The organism is Roseateles violae, assembly GCF_030410485.1.
GTDB classification, from domain to species: Bacteria; Pseudomonadota; Gammaproteobacteria; order Burkholderiales; family Burkholderiaceae_C; genus Roseateles_D; species Roseateles_D violae.
Genome location: NZ_JAUHHC010000006.1, coordinates 81,039 through 100,506, shown reverse-complemented (window position 1 = coordinate 100,506; position 19,468 = coordinate 81,039). Strand labels below are relative to the sequence as shown.

Here is a 19,468-nt window from a genome sequence, read left to right as displayed (position 1 = left end):
GGCTCTGTTCCTCGATAGCTCAGTCGGTAGAGCGCCGGACTGTTAATCCGTAGGTCCCTGGTTCGAGCCCAGGTCGAGGAGCCACAGAACATAAGAGAAGCCGCTGCTTCGCAAGTTGCAGCGGCTTCGATTTGAAGAAGTACCGTAGTACCGATCAATTCCTCGATAGCTCAGTCGGTAGAGCGCCGGACTGTTAATCCGTAGGTCCCTGGTTCGAGCCCAGGTCGAGGAGCCAAATCAAAGCCCTGCATGCGAAAGCGTGCGGGGCTTTTTCTTTGCGCTCGAATCGGCGACCACGGGCGCCGGAACGACGCGGCGATACTAGAGGCTCTGTCAGTCCCCGCCTACCATGCCCCTCCACTACGCCCGCCGCCTCACCGGGCGCGACCGCACGGCCCTCGCCAACCAGCACCTCGGTTGCGCGCTCGCCTTCGTGGCCGGGGCGGCGAATGCGGGCGGTTTTCTGGCGGTCAGGCAGTACACCTCGCACATGACCGGCATCGCGTCGGTGATGGGCGACATCTGGTGCTGGGCGATCTGCCGCTTGTGTTAAAGCGGGCTCGGCGCGTTGCTGAGCTTCATGTTCGGCCCGGCCTGCTCGGCGGTGATGATCAATTTCGCGCGGCGGCGTCGACTGCACAGCGAGTACGCGGCGCCGCTGCTGCTCGAGGCGGGCCTGCTGATCGGCTTCGGGCTGCTGGGAGCGCGGCTGTCGCAGGTGCGGGCCTGTTCGTGCCGGTCACGGTGATGCTGCTGCGCTTCATCATGGGCCTGCAGAACGCCGTCATCACCAAGCTCTCGCAGGCCGAGATCCGCACGACGCGCCTGACCGGCATGGTTACCGACATCGGCATCGAGCTCGGCAAGCTGTTCTACTGGAACCGCACGAAGCGGGACGAGCACCCTGCCGTGCGGGCCAATTCGTGGCGGCTCTATCTGCTGTCCAAGCTGGTCGCCTTCTTCTTCGCCGGCGGCCTGCTCGGCGCCCTCGGCTTCAAACATGTCAGCTATGTGGCCACGGTGCCGCTGGCCTTGCTGCTGGTCGTGATGGCGAGCATGCCGGCGACCGACGATCTGGCTGCGATGGCAAACCGACGCTAGCCGGAACCCCTCGCACGATCCATCGGAACGCAAAAAAGCCCGGTGGCGCGAGCGACCGGGCTTTCTCGTTGAGGCGAATCGCCCGAGCGGAACTCAGGCGCCCAGCACGCCCCGGATATAGCTGCCGATCGCATCATCCTGGCAGTTCGTGAAGAACAGCTGCTGGAATTTCTCGCCCGACACGGCGGCCTTCAGCAGGTCCTGGTCGACGCTCTTCAGCACGCTGAGCATGTCCTTGCAGGAGGCGGCCTTCAGGTCCTTCAGGATGCCGCGGTTCTTGGCCATGATGGCGGCGCGTTCCTTCGGGTAGCCGGCGCCGCGCTCATGCTCGAACAGCTTGCGGTAGCAGTCCTGCAGATTCAGCTCGGCGGCCCAGCCGAAGCCCTTGGCATAGGGCATTGACAGGCAGTTACCGTCATTGATCTGGCCGAACAGGAAGGCATCGGTCGGGTCGATCACCAGGCCGCAGAACACGCCGGGCATCGAGTTGCAGGCCAGCATGGAGCCCATGCCGGTGCCGCAGCCGGTGACGACGAAGTCGGCGGCCCTGGAGTTCAGCAGGATGCCGGCCAGCAGGCCGTTCATCACATAGGTCAGCGAGGCCTTGTCCTCGGGCGTGTACATGCCGTAGTGGTGCACGCTGTGGCCCAGCGGCTCGGCGACGGTCTTCAGCGCGTTGTGGACGATCTCGGACTTGGCGGCTTGGCTGTTCTCGATGATGAGAGCGATCTTCATGGCAGGTGGCTTTCGGTTTGCGAAGCAAAGAAATGAAGGAACGGACAGACGGGCGGAGTTCCGCCCGGTGCATGGGTGGGCCGCAGCACCGCAGGCAGAGGGCCTGGGCGCGGGCCGTCATGCCAGGTGCAATCCCGAGAGCGGGCAAGACTGCGTGGTCCGAATGAGCCACCTGGCCAACCGCGCACCTCGTGCGAAGACGAGGCGCTGGCGCTGCCGACATTGTGCCGCCTTCTCGGCGCCACCGCCGGCGGCCGGGCAAATTCTGCTCCTGAGCCCGGCCAAGCACCCAGTTTGAATTCGCAAGCGCTGCTTGCATTGACTAGGGTAGACCGACGACATCGCCGCCGCCGCAGGAGGTCCGCATGAAGAAGACGCTCAGGTCCCGCCCGCCCCTGCTTCACCGCCAGGCTGGCGGCCGCGCGCGCGCCCTTGCACTGGCCTTCGGCTGCCTGGCAATGGTCTCATCGGCGCCGGCGCTGACGATCCAGTTCATCTACGACGATGCCGACGGCAGCGGCTTTCTCGATGCCAGCCTGGGCGCGCAGCGCCGCCAGGCCCTGAGCAGCGCCGCCGATGTCTGGGGGCGGCTGATCCGCTCGTCCTATGCCGACGAGGTGGTCACCGTGCGGGCCTCCTTCGCCGACTACGCGGCCGGCAGCACGACGCTGGCCTCGGCCAAGCCGAACTATTTCTACAGCGATTTCTCCTCGGCCGGCAAGTTCGACGACACCAACTACCCGAAAGCGCTGGCCAATCATCTGAACGGCGCCAACCTGTCGACCCGCCACGAAATCACGATGCGCGTCAACCGGGCGCAGAACTTCTACTTCGGCGACGGCACACCGGGCGCCTCGGAGGTCGACTTCATCTCGGTGGCGGCGCACGAGATCGGCCACGGCCTGGGCTTCTTCAGTTCCTTCCGCCAGGACGGCGATTACGGCCTCTATGGCGACGGCACTTACGCGCCCATCATGCTGCCCTCGATGTATGCGACGCCCTACGACCAGTTCCTGACCTCCGGCCCCAACGGCGCCTATCTGCTCTCGATGTCCGACGGCGCCCGCAAGGCCGCGATGACCAGCGGCAATGTCTTCTGGAGCGGCGCCAATGCGATCGCCGGCAACGGTGGCATGCCGGTGCAGCTGAACGCGCCCAGCCCCTGGGATCAGGGCTCCAGCATTGCCCACCTCAACGAGGGTTCGGGCCTGCTGATGGCGCCGTCGATCGGCCCCGGCGTGATGCGTCGCACGCCCAGCGCCACCGAGCGCGGCATGCTGCGCGATATGGGCTGGACGCTGTCGGTCTTCGCCTCCGAGCTCAGCTGGGCCGGCGCCGGCAAGCGCCTCGGCGATGCGGCCAACTGGATCGGCGGCGTCGCGCCCCTGCCCGGCGACAGCCTCGTCTTCGGCGCAGCAGGCGCCGGCGGCAGCGAGATCGACGTCGACGTGGTGCTGTATTCGCTGGGCCGCATCCGCTTCACCGCCGACGCACCCGCCTACACGCTGAACTTCGCCTCGGGCACTGACACCAGCTTCACCGGCGACGGCCTCGTCAACGAGTCGGCCCAGCGCCATGCACTGCGCCTCGCCACCGGCGTGCAGATGGCCTTCGAGAATTCGGCCGGCGCGTCCAATGCAAGCTTCCGGCTAGCCGGCGGCGACACGCGTGTCGTGTTCCAGCCGAACACGCCGGACTTCTACTTCGACCGCACGGCCGGGGCCGGTGCTGCCTTCCGCGATAGCGCCAGCGCCGTCAGCGCCGGCTTCGAGGTCGGTGGGGGCTCCGGCAATGGCGGCATCCGCGCCCGGGTCGTCTTCAGCGACCGGAGCACGGCCGCCGATGCCAGCTTCGTCAATATGGCCGGCAGGGCCGGCCAGGGCGAACCGTACCGGGGCATCCCCACGGTCCAGTTCGGCTTCGGCGGCGAGACCCGCTTCGAGGACGATGCGAGCGCCGGCCGCGCGCGCATCACGAACCAGGGCATCCATCACAGCTTCTCGGCCAGCCAGGGCACCGGCGGCTACACGACCTTTGCCGACCGCGCCAGCGCTGGCAATGCCGTCATCGAGAACCTCGGCGGCGATGGCTTCGCGGTCGGCGGCGTCACCGAGTTCATCGACGACTCGAACGCCGGCCAGGCAAGCTTCACCAACCGATCGGGCATGATCACCGGCGCCGGCCGCACCGCCTTCTTCGATCGCGCCAGCGCCGGCCGGGCGAACATCGTCAACATCGCCTCAGCCGGCTTCGCCCTGGGCAGCGGTGCCGACCCGGCCTTGACGGTGTTCCGCAACAACTCGGTCGCCGGCAGCGCGACGATCAGCAACCAGTTCGGCGGCCGCACCGCCTTCTACAACGACAGCAGCGCCGAGCGGGCGACGATACGGCTGGCGCAATGGGCGGCGTCGAACGGCGCCCTGTCCTTCCACGACCACGCCTCGGCCGGCGACGCCACCATCGTCGGCATCCAGGGTGAGATCGCCAACGGCGCCGTCTACATCACGGCGCAGTTCAACGACGACTCGACGGCCGGCAACGCGAGCTTCCGCAGCGAGGCCGGCGCGATGCCCTTCCAGCTCGATTTCCGCGGCCGCTCCACGGCCGGCAGCGCTCGCTTCGACGGCGGCATCGTCGGCCAGAACCGGATCGAGTTCTGGGCATCATCGAACGCCGGCAGCGCCAGCCTGACGCTGCGCAATAACGCGCTGATCGCCTTCTACGACAACAGCAGCGCCGGCAGCGCGACGATAGACGTCAATGGCTGGCTGCTGCTGCGCCACAACGCCACGCTCGGCGACGCGCGCGTGACGATCGCCGGCTCCGATGCACTCACCAACCGCGCCGAGCCGCTGACGATCGCCGACGCCGCGCGGGTCGGCAATGCCAGCATCACGCTCCTGGGTGGCACGGCCCCGAACGTGCGCGGCGCCGAGATGGTGATCCGCAACACCGGCCGCGCGATCGACGAGCGGGTCGGCAATGCCTCGATCACCGCATTGGCCGGGCAGAACGGCGGCCAGGGCGGCGCGCTGCTGCTCGAGACCGAACTGCGGGCGCCGGGTCTGCGGCTGGCGACCGAGGGCAATGGGCGCCTGCGCATGCTGCCGCTGTTCCGGCCCGGCGGCGCGGGCATCCTCGAGATCGGTGCCATCGAGGGCTCGGGTCTGTTCCAGATCGACGGCGGCATCGGCGTCGAGTTCACGACCGGCCGACTGAACACCAGCACGACGGTCTCGGGCACGATCGCCGGCTACTTCAAGCAGTTCAGCAAGGTCGGCACGGGCACCTTGACGCTGGCCGGCGCCAATAGCTACACCGCACTGACCACGGTGGACGGCGGCACGCTGTCGGTCACCGGCTCCATCGGCGGCGATGTCGTCGTCAATGCCGGCGCCGCGCTGGCCGGCACCGGCAATGTCGGCGGCAAGGTGACCGTCAACGCCGGCGGCCTGCTGGCCCCGGGCCTGTCGCCGGGCACCCTGCACATCGGCTCGCTGGACCTGCTGCAGGGCGGCGTGCTGCAGATGGAGGTCGGCGCCGAGCGCCGCGACCTGCTCGTCGTCGCCGGCGACGCCGCACTGGCCGGTACGCTGCAGTTCGAACTCTGGGACGGCTATCTGCCGCACGCCGGCGATACGATTGCGCTGTTCGAGCTTGGCGGCAGCCGGCAGGGTGCGTTCTCGCAGGTGCTGTTCCCCGACTTCGCGCCGGGCTTCCAGTACCGCTTCGCCTTCGATGACAACACGCTGAGCCTGGTCGCGCTGAGCAACGCCCAGCCGGTGCCCGAGCCGGCCAGCGCCCTGCTGCTGCTGGGCGGCCTCTTGCTGCTGGGCGGCCGCCGCCTCAGGCTCCATTAAAATCGCTACCGGCGAATCGCCACGCTGCGCCCCGATGCCGATGCATCGGGGCTTTTTTCTGCCCCCGCCGCCCCAGGCCTGCCGTGCACGACGATCTTCGCCCCCATACCCTTGAACTGCTGCGCAGCGGCGCGCTGGCCGGCAGCCGGCGCCTGAACCTGGTCGGCCTCGGCCTGCGCGAGTTCCCGCCCGAGATCCTCGAACTGGCCGACACGCTGGAGATCCTCGACCTGTCCGGCAACGCGCTCGATGCGCTGCCCGAGGAGCTGCCGCGCCTGCGCAAGCTGCGCATCCTGTTCTGCTCCGGCAACCGCTTCGGCGCGCTGCCGGCGGTGCTGGGGCGCTGCGAGCAGCTGGAGATGGTCGGCTTCAAGTCAAACCGGATCGCCGAGCTGCCGGCCGAGGCGCTGCCGCCGCGGCTGCGCTGGCTGATCCTGACCGACAACGCGATCGAGACGCTGCCGGCGGCGATCGGCCGCTGCGTGCGCCTGCAGAAGCTGGCGCTGGCCGGCAACCGGCTGCGCGAGCTGCCGCCGCAGCTGGCCGATTGCCATCGCCTGGAATTGCTGCGCATCTCGGCCAACCGGCTCGAGCAATTGCCCGACTGGCTGCTGGAACTGCCGCGGCTGTCCTGGCTGGCCTTTGGCGGCAACCCCTGCAGCGAGGCGCGCGAGCAGGCGGCGCTGGCGCAGAGCACGCTGGCCGACCTGCCCTGGAGCGCGCTGCGCATCGAGGCGCGGCTCGGCGAGGGCGCCTCGGGCGTCATCCATCGCGCCATGCGCAGCGATGGCACCGAGGGGGCCGTCGCGGTCAAGGTCTTCAAGGGCGCGGTCACCAGCGATGGCTGGCCCGGCAGCGAGCTGGCGGCCAGCATCCATGCCGGCGCGCATGCCAACCTGATTCCGCTGCGCGGGCGCCTGAGCGGCCACCCGGCGCAGGCCCAGGGCCTGGTGATGGCGCTGGTCGGCCCCGAGTTCCGCAGCCTGGCCGGGCCGCCCAGCCTGGCCTCCTGCAGCCGCGACGTCTATGCCGAGGGCACGCGCTTCGAGCTGGCGGCCCTGCTGCGTCTGGCCGGCGGCATCGCCTCGGCCGTGCAGCAATTGCACCGGCGCGGCATCATGCATGGCGATCTCTACGGCCACAACATCCTGCACTGCGGCCAGGGCCGCGCGCTGCTGGGCGACTTCGGCGCCGCCTCCTTCTTCGATCCGGCGGCCGCGGCACAGGCCGCCGCCGTGCAGCGTATCGAGGCGCGCGCCTTCGGCTGCCTGCTCGAGGAACTGATCGAGCGCTGTACACCGGCCACCGCGCACGAAGCCGCGGTCATCGAGGCGCTGGCCGCGCTGCGCGATGCCTGCCTGGACGAGCGCCCCGGCCGCCGCCCGCTGTTCGACGCGATCATGCACAGCCTGGCGGCGCACGGCTGAGCCGCAAGGACGAGAGTCCTTGCTCGCTGGCCGCCACGCTCCTGCCGGCGGCCAGCGGCGGCATCAGGCCGCGATCGAACGCCAGGCCGCCGCGGCCAGCGCCTTGGCATGGCGGCCCGGCGCGGTCTGCCGCCGGCCGGCCAGCCAGGCGCGGCAGTAGGACTCGGCCGGGCCCAGGATCAGCGCCGGGATCAGCTCGACCGGCAGGCGCAGCGCCTCGCCCCCGGCCATCGCCGCCTCCAGGCGCTCATCCAGCGGCCGGTAGCGCTGCTGCAGCTTCTCGGCCAGCAGCGCGCCGCCGGGACCCTTGGCCACCGCCTCGCGCGCCAGCAGCACGAAGCGCGCCATCTCCGGCGTGTCCTCCGCCCATTGCAGATAGGCCCCGATCAGGGCCGCCACCATGCGCGGCGTGCTGTCGGCCGCCGCCTCCACGGCCGCGGCGATCGCGCGGCTCTGCTCGTCCAGGCCGACGAAGAACAGCGCCGCGACGACGCCTTCCTTGTTCTTGAAGTGGTGGTAGATGGTGCCGACGCTCTGCCCGCTGCGCCGGCGCAGCTCGTCGATCGTGCAGGCCTCGATGCCCAGCTCGTTGAAGCACAGCAGCGCCTGCGACAGCACCTCGCGCTTGGCCGCGCCGCGCGGCCCGGGAAAGGCGGCGGCGATCAGGGCGAGGGATGACTCCGAGGGCGAGGCTTGGCTTGACATGATGGGGAATTTCTAGAATATTATTCTAATTTCAGAATCCCGAGAAGCCGGGGCGTCGAGGACCGAAGCAAGACTGATATGGGCTTTCTACCGAATCTGCTCGTCGGGCGCCACGGTCGCGCGGCCGCCTTCTTCCTGCTCTATCTGACCGAGGGCATCCCGCAGGGCTTTGCCACCGGCATGGTCGCCACCCATCTGCGGCGCCTGGGCGTCGGCCCGGCCGAGATCGGCGCGACCCTGGGCCTGATCATGCTGCCCTGGGCCTTCAAATGGGCCTACGGCCCGCTGATCGACGTGCTGGGCCTGGGCCGCATCGGCCGCCATGGCCGGCGCCGCGGCTGGATCCTGCTGACCCAGAGCATGATGGTGCTGACCCTGCTCGTGCTGCCGCTGCTGGAGCTGCCGGCGCAGCTGGGCCTGTTCGGTGCGCTGCTGCTGGTGCACAACCTGTTCGGCGCGATGCAGGACGTCGCCGTCGACGGCCTGGCCTGCAACAGCCTGAAGGAGAACGAGCGCGCCTTCGCCAGCGGCCTGATGTTCGCCGGCCAGCATATGGGCATGCTGGTCGGCGGCAGCGGCGCGCTGTTCCTCAGCGCCTGGCTGGGCTTCCAGCCGCTGGCGCTGTTCATCGCGCTGGCGATCGCGCTGGTGACCTGGCTGGTGGTCCTGCCGATGCGCGAGGACGAAGCGACCGCGGCGCAGGCGCCGGCCGAACCGCGGGCCTCGGCCATCGCCAGCGCCGGCCGCGAGATCCGCCGCTTTGCCATCGAGGCCTTCGGCGCCTTCCTCGGCTCGCGCCGCGCCTTCGGCGGCCTGCTGTTCGGCCTGCTGCCGATCGCGGCGATGTCGCTGTCGCTGTCCCTGCAGTCCATGCTGGCCGTCGACCTGGGCCTGAGCAACCAGGACGTCGCCTGGCTGGGCACCGCCTCGGCGCTGCTGACGGCGATCAGCTGCGTGCTCGGCGGCCTGCTGTCGGACCGCATCGACCGCCGCCGCGCGCTGGCCGTCTACATCGTGCTGATCAGCCTGCCGGTGCTCTATCTGGCCTCGGCGCTGCAGCAGCATGGCTGGCTGATGCCGAGCAGCGGCAAGCAGGCCGCAGCCGGGCTGATCCAGGCCTTCTGGATCGCGACCCTGGCCTACCACCTGGCCAACGGCCTGATCTACGGCGCGCGCGCGGCGCTGTTCATGGACGTGACCCGGCCGGCCGTGGCGGCCACGCAGTTTGCCGTCTTCATGGCGCTGACCAATCTGTCGATCGCCTACAGCTCGGTCTGGCAGGGCATTGCCGTCGAGCAATGGGGTTATCCCAAAACGTTGCTGGTCGATGCGCTGTTCGGTCTGAGCAGCATCGTCTTCCTGCCGATGATGGGCAGGCAGCTCGCCGGCGACGGCGAAGCGCTGGCCGGCCGGCGTGCGCGCCAGCTCGCGCTGGTGCTGGGCCTGCTGTGCTGGGCCTGGCTGCCCTTCCACCACTACGGCGCACAGCTGGGCGCCGGGCAGAAGATCGGCCAGCTGCTGTTCAGCGTCATCTTCGTCGCCGCGGCGCTGTTCCTGCTGGCCGCCGGCGCGCTGCTGGCGAGGCGCGCGCTGGCGCTGGCCGCGCTGGCCCTGCTGCTGATGCACGGCCGCCAGCAGATCGAGGCGCTGGCCGGCGGTCCGCTGCTGCTGGACCTGGTCCCGCTGGCCGGCGGCCTGCTGCTCTTGCTGCTGGCGCGCCAGCGCTGGAGCGCGCTGGAACCGGCCGCGCCCATTTCTTCCCAGCCCATCGAGGCCGTTCCCGCATGAGCAGCACCCCCCTTCCCCTTGTCATCAACGCGCTCGGCACGCTGGACAACCCGAACCTGCAGTTCGCGCCCGGCGCTGCCGACCGCGCCAAGCTCGCCTATGGCAATAGCGCAGCCGGCGTCGATGCGCGCTCGCTGGCCGACGCGCTGGCCTCGGGCCTGACGGCGGTCAACATCACCCTGGGCCATGTGGCGGGCAGCGACGATCCCTTCGAGACCACCGTGCGCGACATCGCCAGCTGGGACGCTCTCATCCGCAGCCATGGCGAGCAGCTGCGCAAGGTCCATGTCGGCGCCGATATCGCCGCCGCCCGGGCGGCGCGCCAGATCGGCGTGATCTATGGCTTCCAGAACACCGAGATGCTGGGCACGCAGCTGGAGCGCGTGCGCCTGTTCGCCGATCTGGGCGTGCGGGTGATCCAGCTGACCTACAACGGCCGCAACCAGGTCGGCGATGGCGCGACGGTGGCCGACGATCGCGGCCTGAGCGCCTTCGGCCGCGAGGTCGTCGAGGCCTTGCAGCAGCAGGGCGTGCTGGTCGACCTGAGCCACAGCAGCGAGCGCAGCTGCCTGGCCGCGCTGGACCTCGCGCGCCGGCCGCTGGCGATCACGCACAGCGGCTGCCGCGCGGTGGCCGACCATCCGCGCAACAAGAGCGATGCCGAGCTGCGCCGGCTGGCCGAGGGCGGCGGCGTGATCGGCATCTACTGGATGCCCTATCTGCGCCTGCAGGGCCAGCCGCTGGCGGCCGACCTGATCGCGCATCTGGAGCATGCGATCGATGTCTGCGGCGAGGACCATGTCGGCATCGGCACCGACGGCTGCGTCAGCGCGATCGACGACAGGGACGCCTACCGCCGCCATCTGGAGGCCGAGGTCGAGACGCGCCGGCGCCTTGGCATCGGCGCGCCGGGCGAGACGGCCGAGGTCTCGCTCTTCCTGCCCGATCTCTGCGGCCCCGGCCAGTTCGCCCGCCTGGCCGAGCTGCTGGCCGCGCGCGGCCACGGCGAGGCGCGCATCGCCAAGCTGCTGGGCGGCAATTTCGCCCGCCTGTTCAACGAGACGCTGACGAAGACCCCATGAAGAAGACCACCATGCTGCTGGCCGCCCTGCTGCTGATGGGCGCGGCCCAGGCGCGCGAGGACAAGGTGCAGATCCACGGCCAGGCGGCCGGCACGCAGACGGTCGACGTCGCTGCCGCCACGACCACGGTCGACTACCGCTATGCCGACCGCGGCCGCGGCGATCAGCTGAAGGCCAGCTGGACGCTGGACGAGAAGGGCCTGCCGCTGCGCTACGAGGCCCGGGGCCTGGACTACTGGCATGCGCCGATCGAGGAGCGCTTCGAGGCCGCCGGCGGGCGGCTCAGCTGGCACAACCGCGTCGACCGCGGCGAGCAGGCGCAGACGGCGACGCCGGCCTTCTACCTGCCGGCCAACGCGCCGCCGGAATACCAGGCGGTGCTGGCGCGCGCGCTCTTGAAGGCGCCCGGCCACAAGCTGGCGCTGCTGCCCGGCGGCGAGGCGAGCCTGCGCCGGCTGCAGACGCTGCAGCTCAATGGGCAGGACCTGACCCTCTATCACATCGCCGGCCTGGACTTCATGCCGACGCCGATCTGGCTGCATGCCGACGGCAGCACCGCCGCCGTGCTGACCGACTGGCTGGAGACCCTGCCGCCCGAGCTGCTGGCCGTGCGCGGGCAGCTGATGGCCGCGCAGGACGCCGCCGCCCAGGCCTGGCATGCCGAGCTGGCGCGCACGCATCTGCGCACGCCGGCCGGCGGCACGCTGCTGATCCGCAATGCGCGGCTGTTCGACCCGCGCGACTTGAGCGTGCGCGAGCGGGTCAGCGTGCGCATCGTCGGCGATCGCATCGTGCAGGTCGACGAGGACGCCAAGCTCGCCGCGCCGGCCAGCGGCGAGGTGATCGATGCACGCGGCCGCTTGCTGATGCCGGGGCTGTGGGACGTGCACCAGCATTTCAGCGGCGTCGACGGCGTGTTCGACCTGATCGCCGGCGTCACCAGCGCGCGCGATATGGCCAATGACAACGAGGCGCTGCTGGCGCGCGTCAGGCGCTTCGACGCCGGCACCGAGCTCGGTCCGCGGGTCGTGCTGGCCGGCATCATGGAGGGCACCGGCCCGCTGGCCGGTCCGACCGATGTGCGCATCGACAGCGTCGAGAAGGCGCTGGCCGCCGTCGACTGGTATGCCGACCGCGGCTACGAGCAGATCAAGATCTATTCCTCCTACCCGCCGACGCTGATCGCGCCGACCGCCGAGCGCGCCCATGCGCGCGGCCTGCGCGTCAGCGGCCATGTGCCGGCCTATGCGACGGCCCGGCAGTTCATCGAGGCCGGCGCCGACGAGATACAGCACCTGAACTTCATCCTCCTGAACTTCTTCCCCGAGTTCCAGGAGACGCGCGGCAAGGACCGCTACACGGTGGCCGCCCAGAAGATCGGCGCCTTCGATCTGGACCAGCCGCGCTTCGCCGAGTTCGTCGCCTTGCTGCGCCGCCACGGCACCGTGCTCGATCCGACCATGGTGACCCTGGAGGGCCTGTTCTCCGGCGAGCCGGCCAAGGCGGCGCCGGCACTGCGGCCGGTGGTGCAGCGCTTCCCCATCGTCGCACGGCGCCAGGCGCTGTCGGGCGCCGTCGCCGTGCCGGCCGGCCACGAGGCCGACTATGCCAAGGCCCTGCCCGGCTTCCTGCGCATGCTCAAGCGCCTGCACGAGGCCGGCGTGCCGCTGATGCCGGGCACCGACGCCTTCGCCGGCTACAGCCTGCACCGCGATCTGGAGCTCTATGTGCAGGCCGGCATCCCGAATGCCGAGGTGCTGCGCCTGGCGACGCTGGGGCCGGCGCGCGTGCTCGGCGCCGAGTTCGACCGCGGCGTGATCGCGCCCGGCAAGCGCGCCGACCTGATCCTGGTCGACGGCGACCCGCTGACGAACATCGCCGACATCCGCAAGATCCACCGCACGATCAAGGGCGGGCGCATCATCGACCCGCTCGCGCTCGAGCAAGCCCTCGGAATCGCCAAGCCATGATCGAACATTTCAACTCCGGCCAGGTCCTGCCCGCCGGCGTGCCCTTTCCCGAGGGCACGCGGGTCGGCCATCTGCTGTTCCTCTCCGGCGCGCTGGGCAACATCCCCGGCCGGCTGGAGCTGGTGCCCGGCGGCATCGCGGCCGAGGCGCGCCAGACGATGGAGAACATCCGCACCGTGCTGCGCGGCCAGGGCCTCGATCTGCAGCATCTGCTCCGCTGCACGGTGATGCTGGCCGATATGGCCGAGTGGCCGGCCTTCAACGAGGTCTACAAGGCCTTCTTCGGCGAGCTGCCGCTGCCGGCGCGCAGCGCCTTCGGCGCCAGCGGCCTGGCCCTGGGCGCGCGGGTCGAGGTGGAGTGCATCGCGGCGCTGCCGCAGGCCTGAGCGCCCAGACTCCTAGGCCCGGCCCCAGCAGTCGCCGAGCTGCTGCTGCAGGCTGGCCAGGATCTCGTCCGACAGCGCCGGCGCGCCGGCGGCCGTCGCGCGCGCCAGCACCATGCCGCCGACCAGGGCCGACAGGCTGAGGATGGCACGCGCCTTGTCGGCCGCGTCCGGCGCCTCGGTGCGTGTGCCGTCGGGCCGCTGTCCGGCCAAGGTTTCCAGATAGGCGGCGATGCCGCGCGTCAGCGCGTCGGCGATCGGCCCCGGCGCGCGCGCCGCGTCGGCCGCCAGCGCCGGCATCGGGCAGCCCTGGCCGGCCGCGTCGCGGTGCTGCGGTCGCAGATAGTTCTGGAAATAGGGCCGCGCATCGCCGCCATGCTTGTCCAGGCTCGCCCGCAGCCGCGCCAGCGGCGCCGCGAAGGCCAACTCGCAGGCCTCGGCGGCCAGCGCCTCCTTCGATTCGAAATGGCCGTAGAAACCGCCATGGGTGAAGCCGGCCTCGCGCGTGATCTCGGCGACGCCGACCCCGTCGAAGCCGCGCTCACGGTAGAGCCGCGCCGCCGTTTCGAGAATGGTCTGGCGGTTGGCGCTGGCCTGTTCCTTCGAGACCTTCATCGTGTCGACTCCTGTTGCACAGGGTCTCATTCTAGGCCGGCCACCCTTTTTTGAGTATGGTCGTCATCAAAACACTTATGATGACGATGCCAATCAATAACCCGAGGTGAACCCGACATGCTCGCAACCGCCCTCTCGCCCTGGCTGCAAAGGCGCCGCCTCCATTTCGCCTGGGTCATCGCCGGCCTCACCTTTCTGACCATGCTGTTCATGTCGGCGGCGCTGGGCCTGCCCGGCGCGATGCTGCAGCCGCTGGCGCGCGAGTTCGGCTGGAGCACCGGCGACATCTCCTCCGCGCTGGCGCTGCGCTTCGCGCTGTTCGGCCTGATGGGGCCTTTTGCCGCCGTGCTGATGGACCGCTTCGGCCTGCGCGCGGTGATGTGCATGGCGCTGGCCCTGGTCGGCGGCGGCATGCTGCTGGCGGCCGGCATCAGCGAGCTCTGGCAGCTGGTGCTGCTGTGGGGCCTGCTGCTGGGCCTGGGCAGCGGCATGACGGCCCTGGTGCTGGGCGCCGTGGTCTCGAACCGCTGGTTCGCGACGCGCCGCGGCCTGGTGATGGGCCTCTTGACCGCCAGTGCCGCCACCGGCCAGCTGGCCTGCCTGCCGATCGCCGCCTGGATGATCGAGCACTGGGGCTGGCGCGCGCCGCTGCTGCCGCTGGGCCTGATCTGCTTGGCGGTGATGGCCCTGGTCTGGACGCTGATGAAGGACCGCCCGGCCGATCTCGGCCTGGCCGCCTTCGGCGCCGCGCCCGATGCGCCGCCGGTGCCGGTGCCGCCGCCGATGCGCGTGACGGCGCCGTTCACCGCGCTGCGCGAGGCGGCCACGCAGCCCACCTTCTGGCTGCTGTTCGGCAGCTTCTTCATCTGCGGCCTGTCGACCAATGGCCTGGTGCAGACGCATTTCATCTCGCTGTGCGGCGACCAGGGGCTGGCCGCGGTGCCGGCCGCCTCGGTGCTGGCGATGATGGGCGCCTTCGATCTGGTCGGCACGATCGCCTCGGGCTGGCTGAGCGACCGCTACGACGCCCGCAAGCTACTGTTCTGGTACTACGGCCTGCGCGGCCTGTCCCTGCTGTGGCTGCCGCAGGCCGACTACACGCTCACCGGCCTCTCGCTGTTCGCGCTGTTCTACGGCCTGGACTGGATCGCCACCGTGCCGCCGACGGTGCGCCTGGCCGCCCAGACCTTCGGGCCCGAGCGGGTCGGCCTGGTCTTCGGCTGGGTCTTCGCCGCGCATCAGATCGGCGCGGCGGTGGCCGCCTGGGGCGCGGGCCTGAGCCGCAGCGTGCTGCTCAGCTATTCCCCGGCTCTGTACGCGGCCGGCGCGGCCTGCATGGCAGCGGCGCTGATGGCGATGGCGATCCGCCGCCCGGCCGAGCCGAAGAAGAACTGAAGGGAAAACCCCTTGCTTTTCGTCAAAAAGCCGTCACGAATCGCGGGCACAATGCAAGGCATCCAAGGCGAGAAACCGGCTGCAGATTGGGCAGAGTACTGGAACCCGTGACCAGCGCCGCGGAAACCGTCCCCACGATTCGTCGCGGGTGTCCGGAAGTCAACAGGGCCATGCCGCAAGGCTTGGCCCTTTGCTTTTGTGGCGCCGCTTTGACGTCCGGCACTTGACCGCGGCCCCCGCGGCTGGGCACACTGCGCATCCCTTCCACACACAACAAGGAGTCCGCCATGGCTGCAAATGATCTTGCCCTGCGCTCGTCGGCCGCCTTGCTGCTGTCGCGCTAAGACTCCCCGGGGCGTCTTTCGCCCCCGAGCCGCCGCGCCCTCCTCGTCGCGGCCGACGACCGAACCCTCCGATTGCCACCCGCCTGCGCGGGCGCGGCCTTGCCGTGCGCGCCGCGGGCTCCTTCTGGATTCGTTCGTCGAAACCATCATCATGCTCGACTCTTCTCTCATCGAGGCCTTGCGTCCGCTGGGCCTGAACCTTTCACTGCTGTCTCAACTCGATCGGGAACTGGAGCCCGATACCGAACTCTGGCGCCTGGCCGAAGTCCAGCGCGAGCGCCTGGGCCTGATCGGCGCCACCGGCCGCTGCGAGGCGCGCGCGCTGCCGGCGCTGCGCGAAGCGCTGCTGGCCGACGGCGAGGCCCTGGCCGTCGGCGACTGGCTGCTGGCCCGCCGCAACGCGCAGGGCGAATGCTGGGTGCAGCAGCGCCTGACGCCGCTGAGCCAGATCGCGCGCCGCGACCCCGAGGGCCGGCGCCAGCCGCTGGTCAGCAATGTCGATCTGGCCCTGCTGGTGATGGGGCTGGACCACGATTTCAATCCGGCGCGGCTGGACCGCTATCTGGTGCTGTGCCATGCGGCCGGCGTGCCGGCGCTGCTGCTGCTGAGCAAGGCCGATCTCTGCCCGGACGTGGACGGGCGCGTCGCCACGCTGCGCGCGCATCTGGCACAGAGCCCTGCGGCGGTGCTGGACATCGTGGCCGTCGACGGCACGGCGGCCGCGGCCACGCGCGCGCGGCTGGCGCCTTGGCTGGGCACGGGCCAGACCCTGGTGCTGCTGGGCTCCAGCGGCGCCGGCAAGTCGACGCTGAGCAACGCGCTGTGCGAGGCCACGCTGCAGGACACCGGCAGCGTGCGCGCGGACGACAGCCGCGGCCGCCACACCACCACCGCGCGCAGCCTGCATCGCCTGCCCGGCGGCGCCTGCATCATCGACACGCCGGGGCTGCGCGGCCTGCAGCTGGACGCCAGCAGCGCCGAGGTCGGCGCCGCCTTCGACGATGTGACGCGTCTGGCCGGCGCCTGCCGCTACCGCAACTGCAGCCATGGCGGCGAGCCCGGCTGCGCGGTGCGGGCACAGCTGCATCCGGCACGGCTGAAGAGCTATCAGAAGCTGCAGCGCGAGGCGGCGCGCGAGCAGATGACGCAGCAGGACCGGCGCGAGCGGCTGGCGCTGTGGAAGGCGCGCGGCCGCGAGGCGGCGGCCTCGCTGAAGGCCAAGCGTGGGGAATGAGCACTGCGCAATCGGTCACGCCGGCCCGCGCGGGGCGCACAGCGCCCCGTAAAGAAGTTAAAAACCGGGCGCTGCGCGGCCCGTCGCTTGCTGCTTCCATGCGATGCTTCGGCCCCGCCGCATCCTGCAACAACGCCCTCGCCGTCCACCGTGTCGCCCCGCTCCGTTCCCGCTCCCCGCCCCTCGCGCCTGCCGGCGCCGAGGCCGCTGAACCTGGCCCTGCTGCTTGCCCTGGCCGCGCCCGGCGCGCTGTGGGCGCAGATCAGCGAGGAGGCGGCGGCCAAGCCGCCGGCCAGGCCCGCCAGCGCGACGGCGCCCGAGAAGGACGGCAAGGCGCAGCTGCAGCGCGTCGAGGTCAGCGGCCAGCCCAGCGACGAGGCGGTGCGGCGCGCCTCGACGGCGGCCAAGATCGTCATCGGCCGCGAGGAGATCGAGCGCTTCGGCGACAGCACCTTGGGCGAGGTGCTGAAGCGCCTGCCCGGCGTGACCACCGGCGGCCGGCCCGGCCGCGGCGGCGACATCCGCATGCGCGGCATGGGCGGCGGCTACACGCAGATCCTCGTCGACGGCGAGCGCATGCCGCCGGGCTTCTCGCTGGACCAGCTGCCGCCGGACCAGGTCGAGCGCATCGAGATTCTGCGCGCGCCCTCGGCCGAATACGGCGCCCGCGCCGTGGCCGGCACGATCAATGTCGTCTTGCGCCAGGCGCTGCAGAAGAAGATGAACGATGTGCGCCTGGGCCTCTCGTCCGAGCGCGGCCGGCTGCAGCCGAACTTCGGCTGGACCCGCAACGACAAGCTCGACGAGCATGGCGGCGCCTACAACCTGACCGTCAATGCGATGGGCATGGAACGCATCGACGACATCAACACGGTGGCGACGACCTTGCTGCCGGCCAGCGGCCGCCAGAGCACGCTGACGACGCTGGGCCAGAGCGAGGAATCGCGCCGCGGGATCAACATCAATGCGCGCCTGCAATGGCGCTTCGACGGCGGCGACACCTTGTCCATCCAGCCCTTTCTGCTGGCCGGCAGGGGCAGCACCGGCAGCCAGTTCACGCAGCAGCAGAGCAATTGCGATGCGGCGCTGGGCGACCCGGCCAGCTCCATCCCCTGCGTCGGCTTCGACAAGGCGCAGACGAATGGCGAGGGCCGCAACACGGTGCTGCGCCTGAATGTGCAGGGCATGAAGCGGCTCGGCGAGGACAGCCGGGTCGAGCTGCGCGGCAGCGTCGGCGGCGCCGACTCGCAGCAGCACAGCTTCCGCCAGGAATACCTGGGCGGCGCACCGGTGCGCAACCAGGACGACACGATCAACAGCCGCGACAAGTCCTGGAACCTGACCGGCAAGTATTCGCGCCAGCTGGAAAACGAGCACAGCCTGGTCGGTGGCCTCGAGGGCGAGGGCACCGCGCGCGAGCAGACCCGAGTCAGCCTGCAGAACGGCCTGCCGCGGCCCGAGCTGGCCGACTTCGGCGACAACCTCGAGGCCTCGACCTCGCGCCTGGCCGGCTATCTGCAGGACGAGTGGAACGTCGGCAAGCAATGGTCCTTCTACGCCGGCCTGCGCGGCGAGACCATAGCGACCCGCAGCACGGCGGCCAACTACAAGGTCAGCAACCGCTCGACCGTCTGGACGCCGCTCTTGCACGGGGTCTGGAAGTTCAGCGAGAAAAGCCGCGACCAGATCCGCGCCAGCCTGACGCGCAGCTACAAGTCGCCCAATCTGAACGACCTGATCGCGCGGCCCGGCATCAATCCGCAATACCCCTGCACGCCGGACGGCGGCTGCGGCCCCAACGAGCCCAACTACCCGGACCGCACCGGCAACCCGGACCTGCGGCCCGAGCTGGCGACCGGCATCGACCTCGCCTACGAGAGCTATCTGGGCAAGGGCGGCGTGCTCAGCGCCAATGTCTTCGCCCGCCACATCAAGGACCTGATCCGCAACACGACCGAGCTGGAGGACGTGTCCTGGTCCGAGGTGCAGCGCTGGGTCTCGCGGCCGCGCAATATCGGCACGGCGCAGACCTATGGCATCGAGCTGGAGGCCAAGTTCCGCGTCGACGAGTTCATCGCCGAGGCCTGGCCGGTCAATATCCGCAGCAATCTGAGCCTGTTCCACTCGAACGTCGACGGAATCCCGGGCCCCAACAACAAGCTCGACCAGCAGCCGCGCGGCACGGCCAATCTGGGCTTCGACTACCGGCTGCGCAGCCTGCCGCTGAGCTGGGGCGCCAGCGTCAACTACACGCCGTCCAACGAAGTGCGCCAGTCCGAGCTGCAGGCCAGCAGCACCTCGAAGAAGGTCGTCACCGACGCCTTCGCGCTGTGGAGCTTCAACCCGAACGCGCAGCTGCGCCTGTCGGCGACCAATCTGACGCCGCTGGACTACAGCAACGGCACGATCGTCGCGACGCCGGACAAGATCATCAGCACCGAGAGCAGCGGTCGGACCTTCATCACCTGGGGCTTACGGCTGGAGCTCAAGGTTTAAGGTTCAAGGCTGACGCCCGCCGCCCAGCAGGCGCGCGGGCAGCATGACGAGGGCGCGCAGCAGCGCGAAAACGCCCTCGACGCCGATGCCGATCAGGCGCAGCGGCAGCGAGATCAGCCAGACGAAGGGCCACAGCAGCAGGGCGAGCAGGGCCAGCGGCCAGCACAGAAACAAGAGCAGCAACCAGAGCAGCAGTTTCAGCATGCTGGCGACTATAGAGAGCCTGCGCCCCGCGCTCCAAGCTGCGGCGACGGGCTGCGTCACGGCCCGGACAGGCCGCGTGAGAGCCCGACGGTCGCGGCCTGGAAAAGAAAAAGCCGCTGAGGGCAGCGG

13 protein-coding genes, 2 tRNA genes and 1 pseudogene are annotated in these 19,468 nt (G+C 70.2%); 12 read left to right on the top strand and 4 right to left on the bottom strand.

Going from position 1 to position 19,468, the window contains the following annotated elements; all coding sequences use genetic code 11:
* Positions 1 to 8 precede the first annotated feature (8 nt).
* The 3 genes and pseudogenes from QWJ38_RS21040 (at position 9) to QWJ38_RS21030 (ending at position 1,101) form a co-directional block, all read left to right on the top strand.
* Positions 9 to 84 (top strand) — tRNA-Asn (locus QWJ38_RS21040).
* A 75-nt stretch (positions 85 to 159) separates the two neighbouring features.
* Positions 160 to 235, top strand: a tRNA-Asn gene (locus QWJ38_RS21035).
* A 114-nt stretch (positions 236 to 349) separates the two neighbouring features.
* A pseudogene (locus QWJ38_RS21030) lies at positions 350 to 1,101 on the top strand (YoaK family protein).
* Between the two features lie 93 nt (positions 1,102 to 1,194).
* On the opposite strand, the gene QWJ38_RS21025 reads toward QWJ38_RS21030, so the two are convergent.
* The gene (locus tag QWJ38_RS21025; protein ID WP_290361100.1) at positions 1,195 to 1,836 is read right to left on the bottom strand and encodes an RpiB/LacA/LacB family sugar-phosphate isomerase; all 642 of its coding nucleotides are present in this window, start codon (positions 1,834 to 1,836) and stop codon (positions 1,195 to 1,197) included.
* Positions 1,837 to 2,201: 365 nt separating this feature from the next.
* Here QWJ38_RS21025 and QWJ38_RS21020 point away from each other — a divergent pair, with 365 nt between their 5' ends.
* Together QWJ38_RS21020 and QWJ38_RS21015 are read left to right on the top strand one after the other, a co-directional pair.
* Complete coding sequence (locus tag QWJ38_RS21020; RefSeq protein WP_290361099.1) at positions 2,202 to 5,696, top strand: autotransporter-associated beta strand repeat-containing protein; 3,495 nt, start codon at positions 2,202 to 2,204, stop codon at positions 5,694 to 5,696.
* 83 nt (positions 5,697 to 5,779) lie between these two features.
* The gene (locus QWJ38_RS21015) at positions 5,780 to 7,123 is read left to right on the top strand and encodes a leucine-rich repeat-containing protein kinase family protein (RefSeq protein WP_290361098.1); all 1,344 of its coding nucleotides are present in this window, start codon (positions 5,780 to 5,782) and stop codon (positions 7,121 to 7,123) included.
* A gap of 63 nt (positions 7,124 to 7,186) precedes the next feature.
* Here the strand turns inward: QWJ38_RS21015 and QWJ38_RS21010 are convergent, their stop codons facing one another.
* Positions 7,187 to 7,828, bottom strand: coding sequence for a TetR/AcrR family transcriptional regulator (locus QWJ38_RS21010; RefSeq protein WP_290361097.1), 642 nt, complete (start codon positions 7,826 to 7,828; stop codon positions 7,187 to 7,189).
* Positions 7,829 to 7,906: 78 nt separating this feature from the next.
* On the opposite strand from QWJ38_RS21010, the gene QWJ38_RS21005 reads away from it, so the two are divergent.
* The 4 genes from QWJ38_RS21005 to QWJ38_RS20990 are packed head-to-tail and all read left to right on the top strand — an operon-like array spanning position 7,907 to position 13,054.
* Positions 7,907 to 9,616: an MFS transporter gene (locus tag QWJ38_RS21005; RefSeq protein ID WP_290361096.1), complete on the top strand. Its 1,710-nt coding sequence runs from the start codon at positions 7,907 to 7,909 to the stop codon at positions 9,614 to 9,616.
* Positions 9,613 to 10,698, top strand: a complete 1,086-nt coding sequence (locus QWJ38_RS21000) for a dipeptidase (RefSeq protein WP_290361095.1) — start codon at positions 9,613 to 9,615, stop codon at positions 10,696 to 10,698. The genes QWJ38_RS21005 and QWJ38_RS21000 overlap by 4 nt, the downstream gene beginning before the upstream one ends.
* Positions 10,695 to 12,668 (top strand): amidohydrolase family protein, encoded by a 1,974-nt coding sequence (locus QWJ38_RS20995; RefSeq protein WP_290361094.1) that lies wholly within the window; start codon positions 10,695 to 10,697, stop codon positions 12,666 to 12,668. The genes QWJ38_RS21000 and QWJ38_RS20995 overlap by 4 nt, the downstream gene beginning before the upstream one ends.
* Positions 12,665 to 13,054, top strand: coding sequence for a RidA family protein (locus QWJ38_RS20990; RefSeq protein ID WP_290361093.1), 390 nt, complete (start codon positions 12,665 to 12,667; stop codon positions 13,052 to 13,054). The genes QWJ38_RS20995 and QWJ38_RS20990 overlap by 4 nt, the downstream gene beginning before the upstream one ends.
* Positions 13,055 to 13,066: 12 nt before the next feature.
* Here the strand turns inward: QWJ38_RS20990 and QWJ38_RS20985 are convergent, their stop codons facing one another.
* Complete coding sequence (locus tag QWJ38_RS20985; protein ID WP_290361092.1) at positions 13,067 to 13,666, bottom strand: TetR/AcrR family transcriptional regulator; 600 nt, start codon at positions 13,664 to 13,666, stop codon at positions 13,067 to 13,069.
* 117 nt (positions 13,667 to 13,783) lie between these two features.
* Between QWJ38_RS20985 and QWJ38_RS20980 the strand changes: the two genes are divergently transcribed.
* The 3 genes from QWJ38_RS20980 to QWJ38_RS20970 all read left to right on the top strand — a co-directional run bounded on the left by QWJ38_RS20980 (position 13,784) and on the right by QWJ38_RS20970 (position 19,135).
* Entirely contained in the window at positions 13,784 to 15,061 is a 1,278-nt protein-coding gene (locus tag QWJ38_RS20980) for an MFS transporter (protein ID WP_290361091.1), read from the top strand.
* Between the two features lie 495 nt (positions 15,062 to 15,556).
* The gene (rsgA, locus tag QWJ38_RS20975) at positions 15,557 to 16,639 is read left to right on the top strand and encodes a ribosome small subunit-dependent GTPase A (protein ID WP_290361090.1); all 1,083 of its coding nucleotides are present in this window, start codon (positions 15,557 to 15,559) and stop codon (positions 16,637 to 16,639) included.
* Positions 16,640 to 16,789: 150 nt separating this feature from the next.
* Positions 16,790 to 19,135 (top strand): TonB-dependent receptor plug domain-containing protein, encoded by a 2,346-nt coding sequence (locus tag QWJ38_RS20970; protein ID WP_290361089.1) that lies wholly within the window; start codon positions 16,790 to 16,792, stop codon positions 19,133 to 19,135.
* Between the two features lie 3 nt (positions 19,136 to 19,138).
* On the opposite strand, the gene QWJ38_RS20965 is transcribed toward QWJ38_RS20970, so the two are convergent.
* Positions 19,139 to 19,339, bottom strand: a complete 201-nt coding sequence (locus tag QWJ38_RS20965) for a hypothetical protein (protein WP_290361088.1) — start codon at positions 19,337 to 19,339, stop codon at positions 19,139 to 19,141.
* Positions 19,340 to 19,468 lie beyond the last annotated feature (129 nt).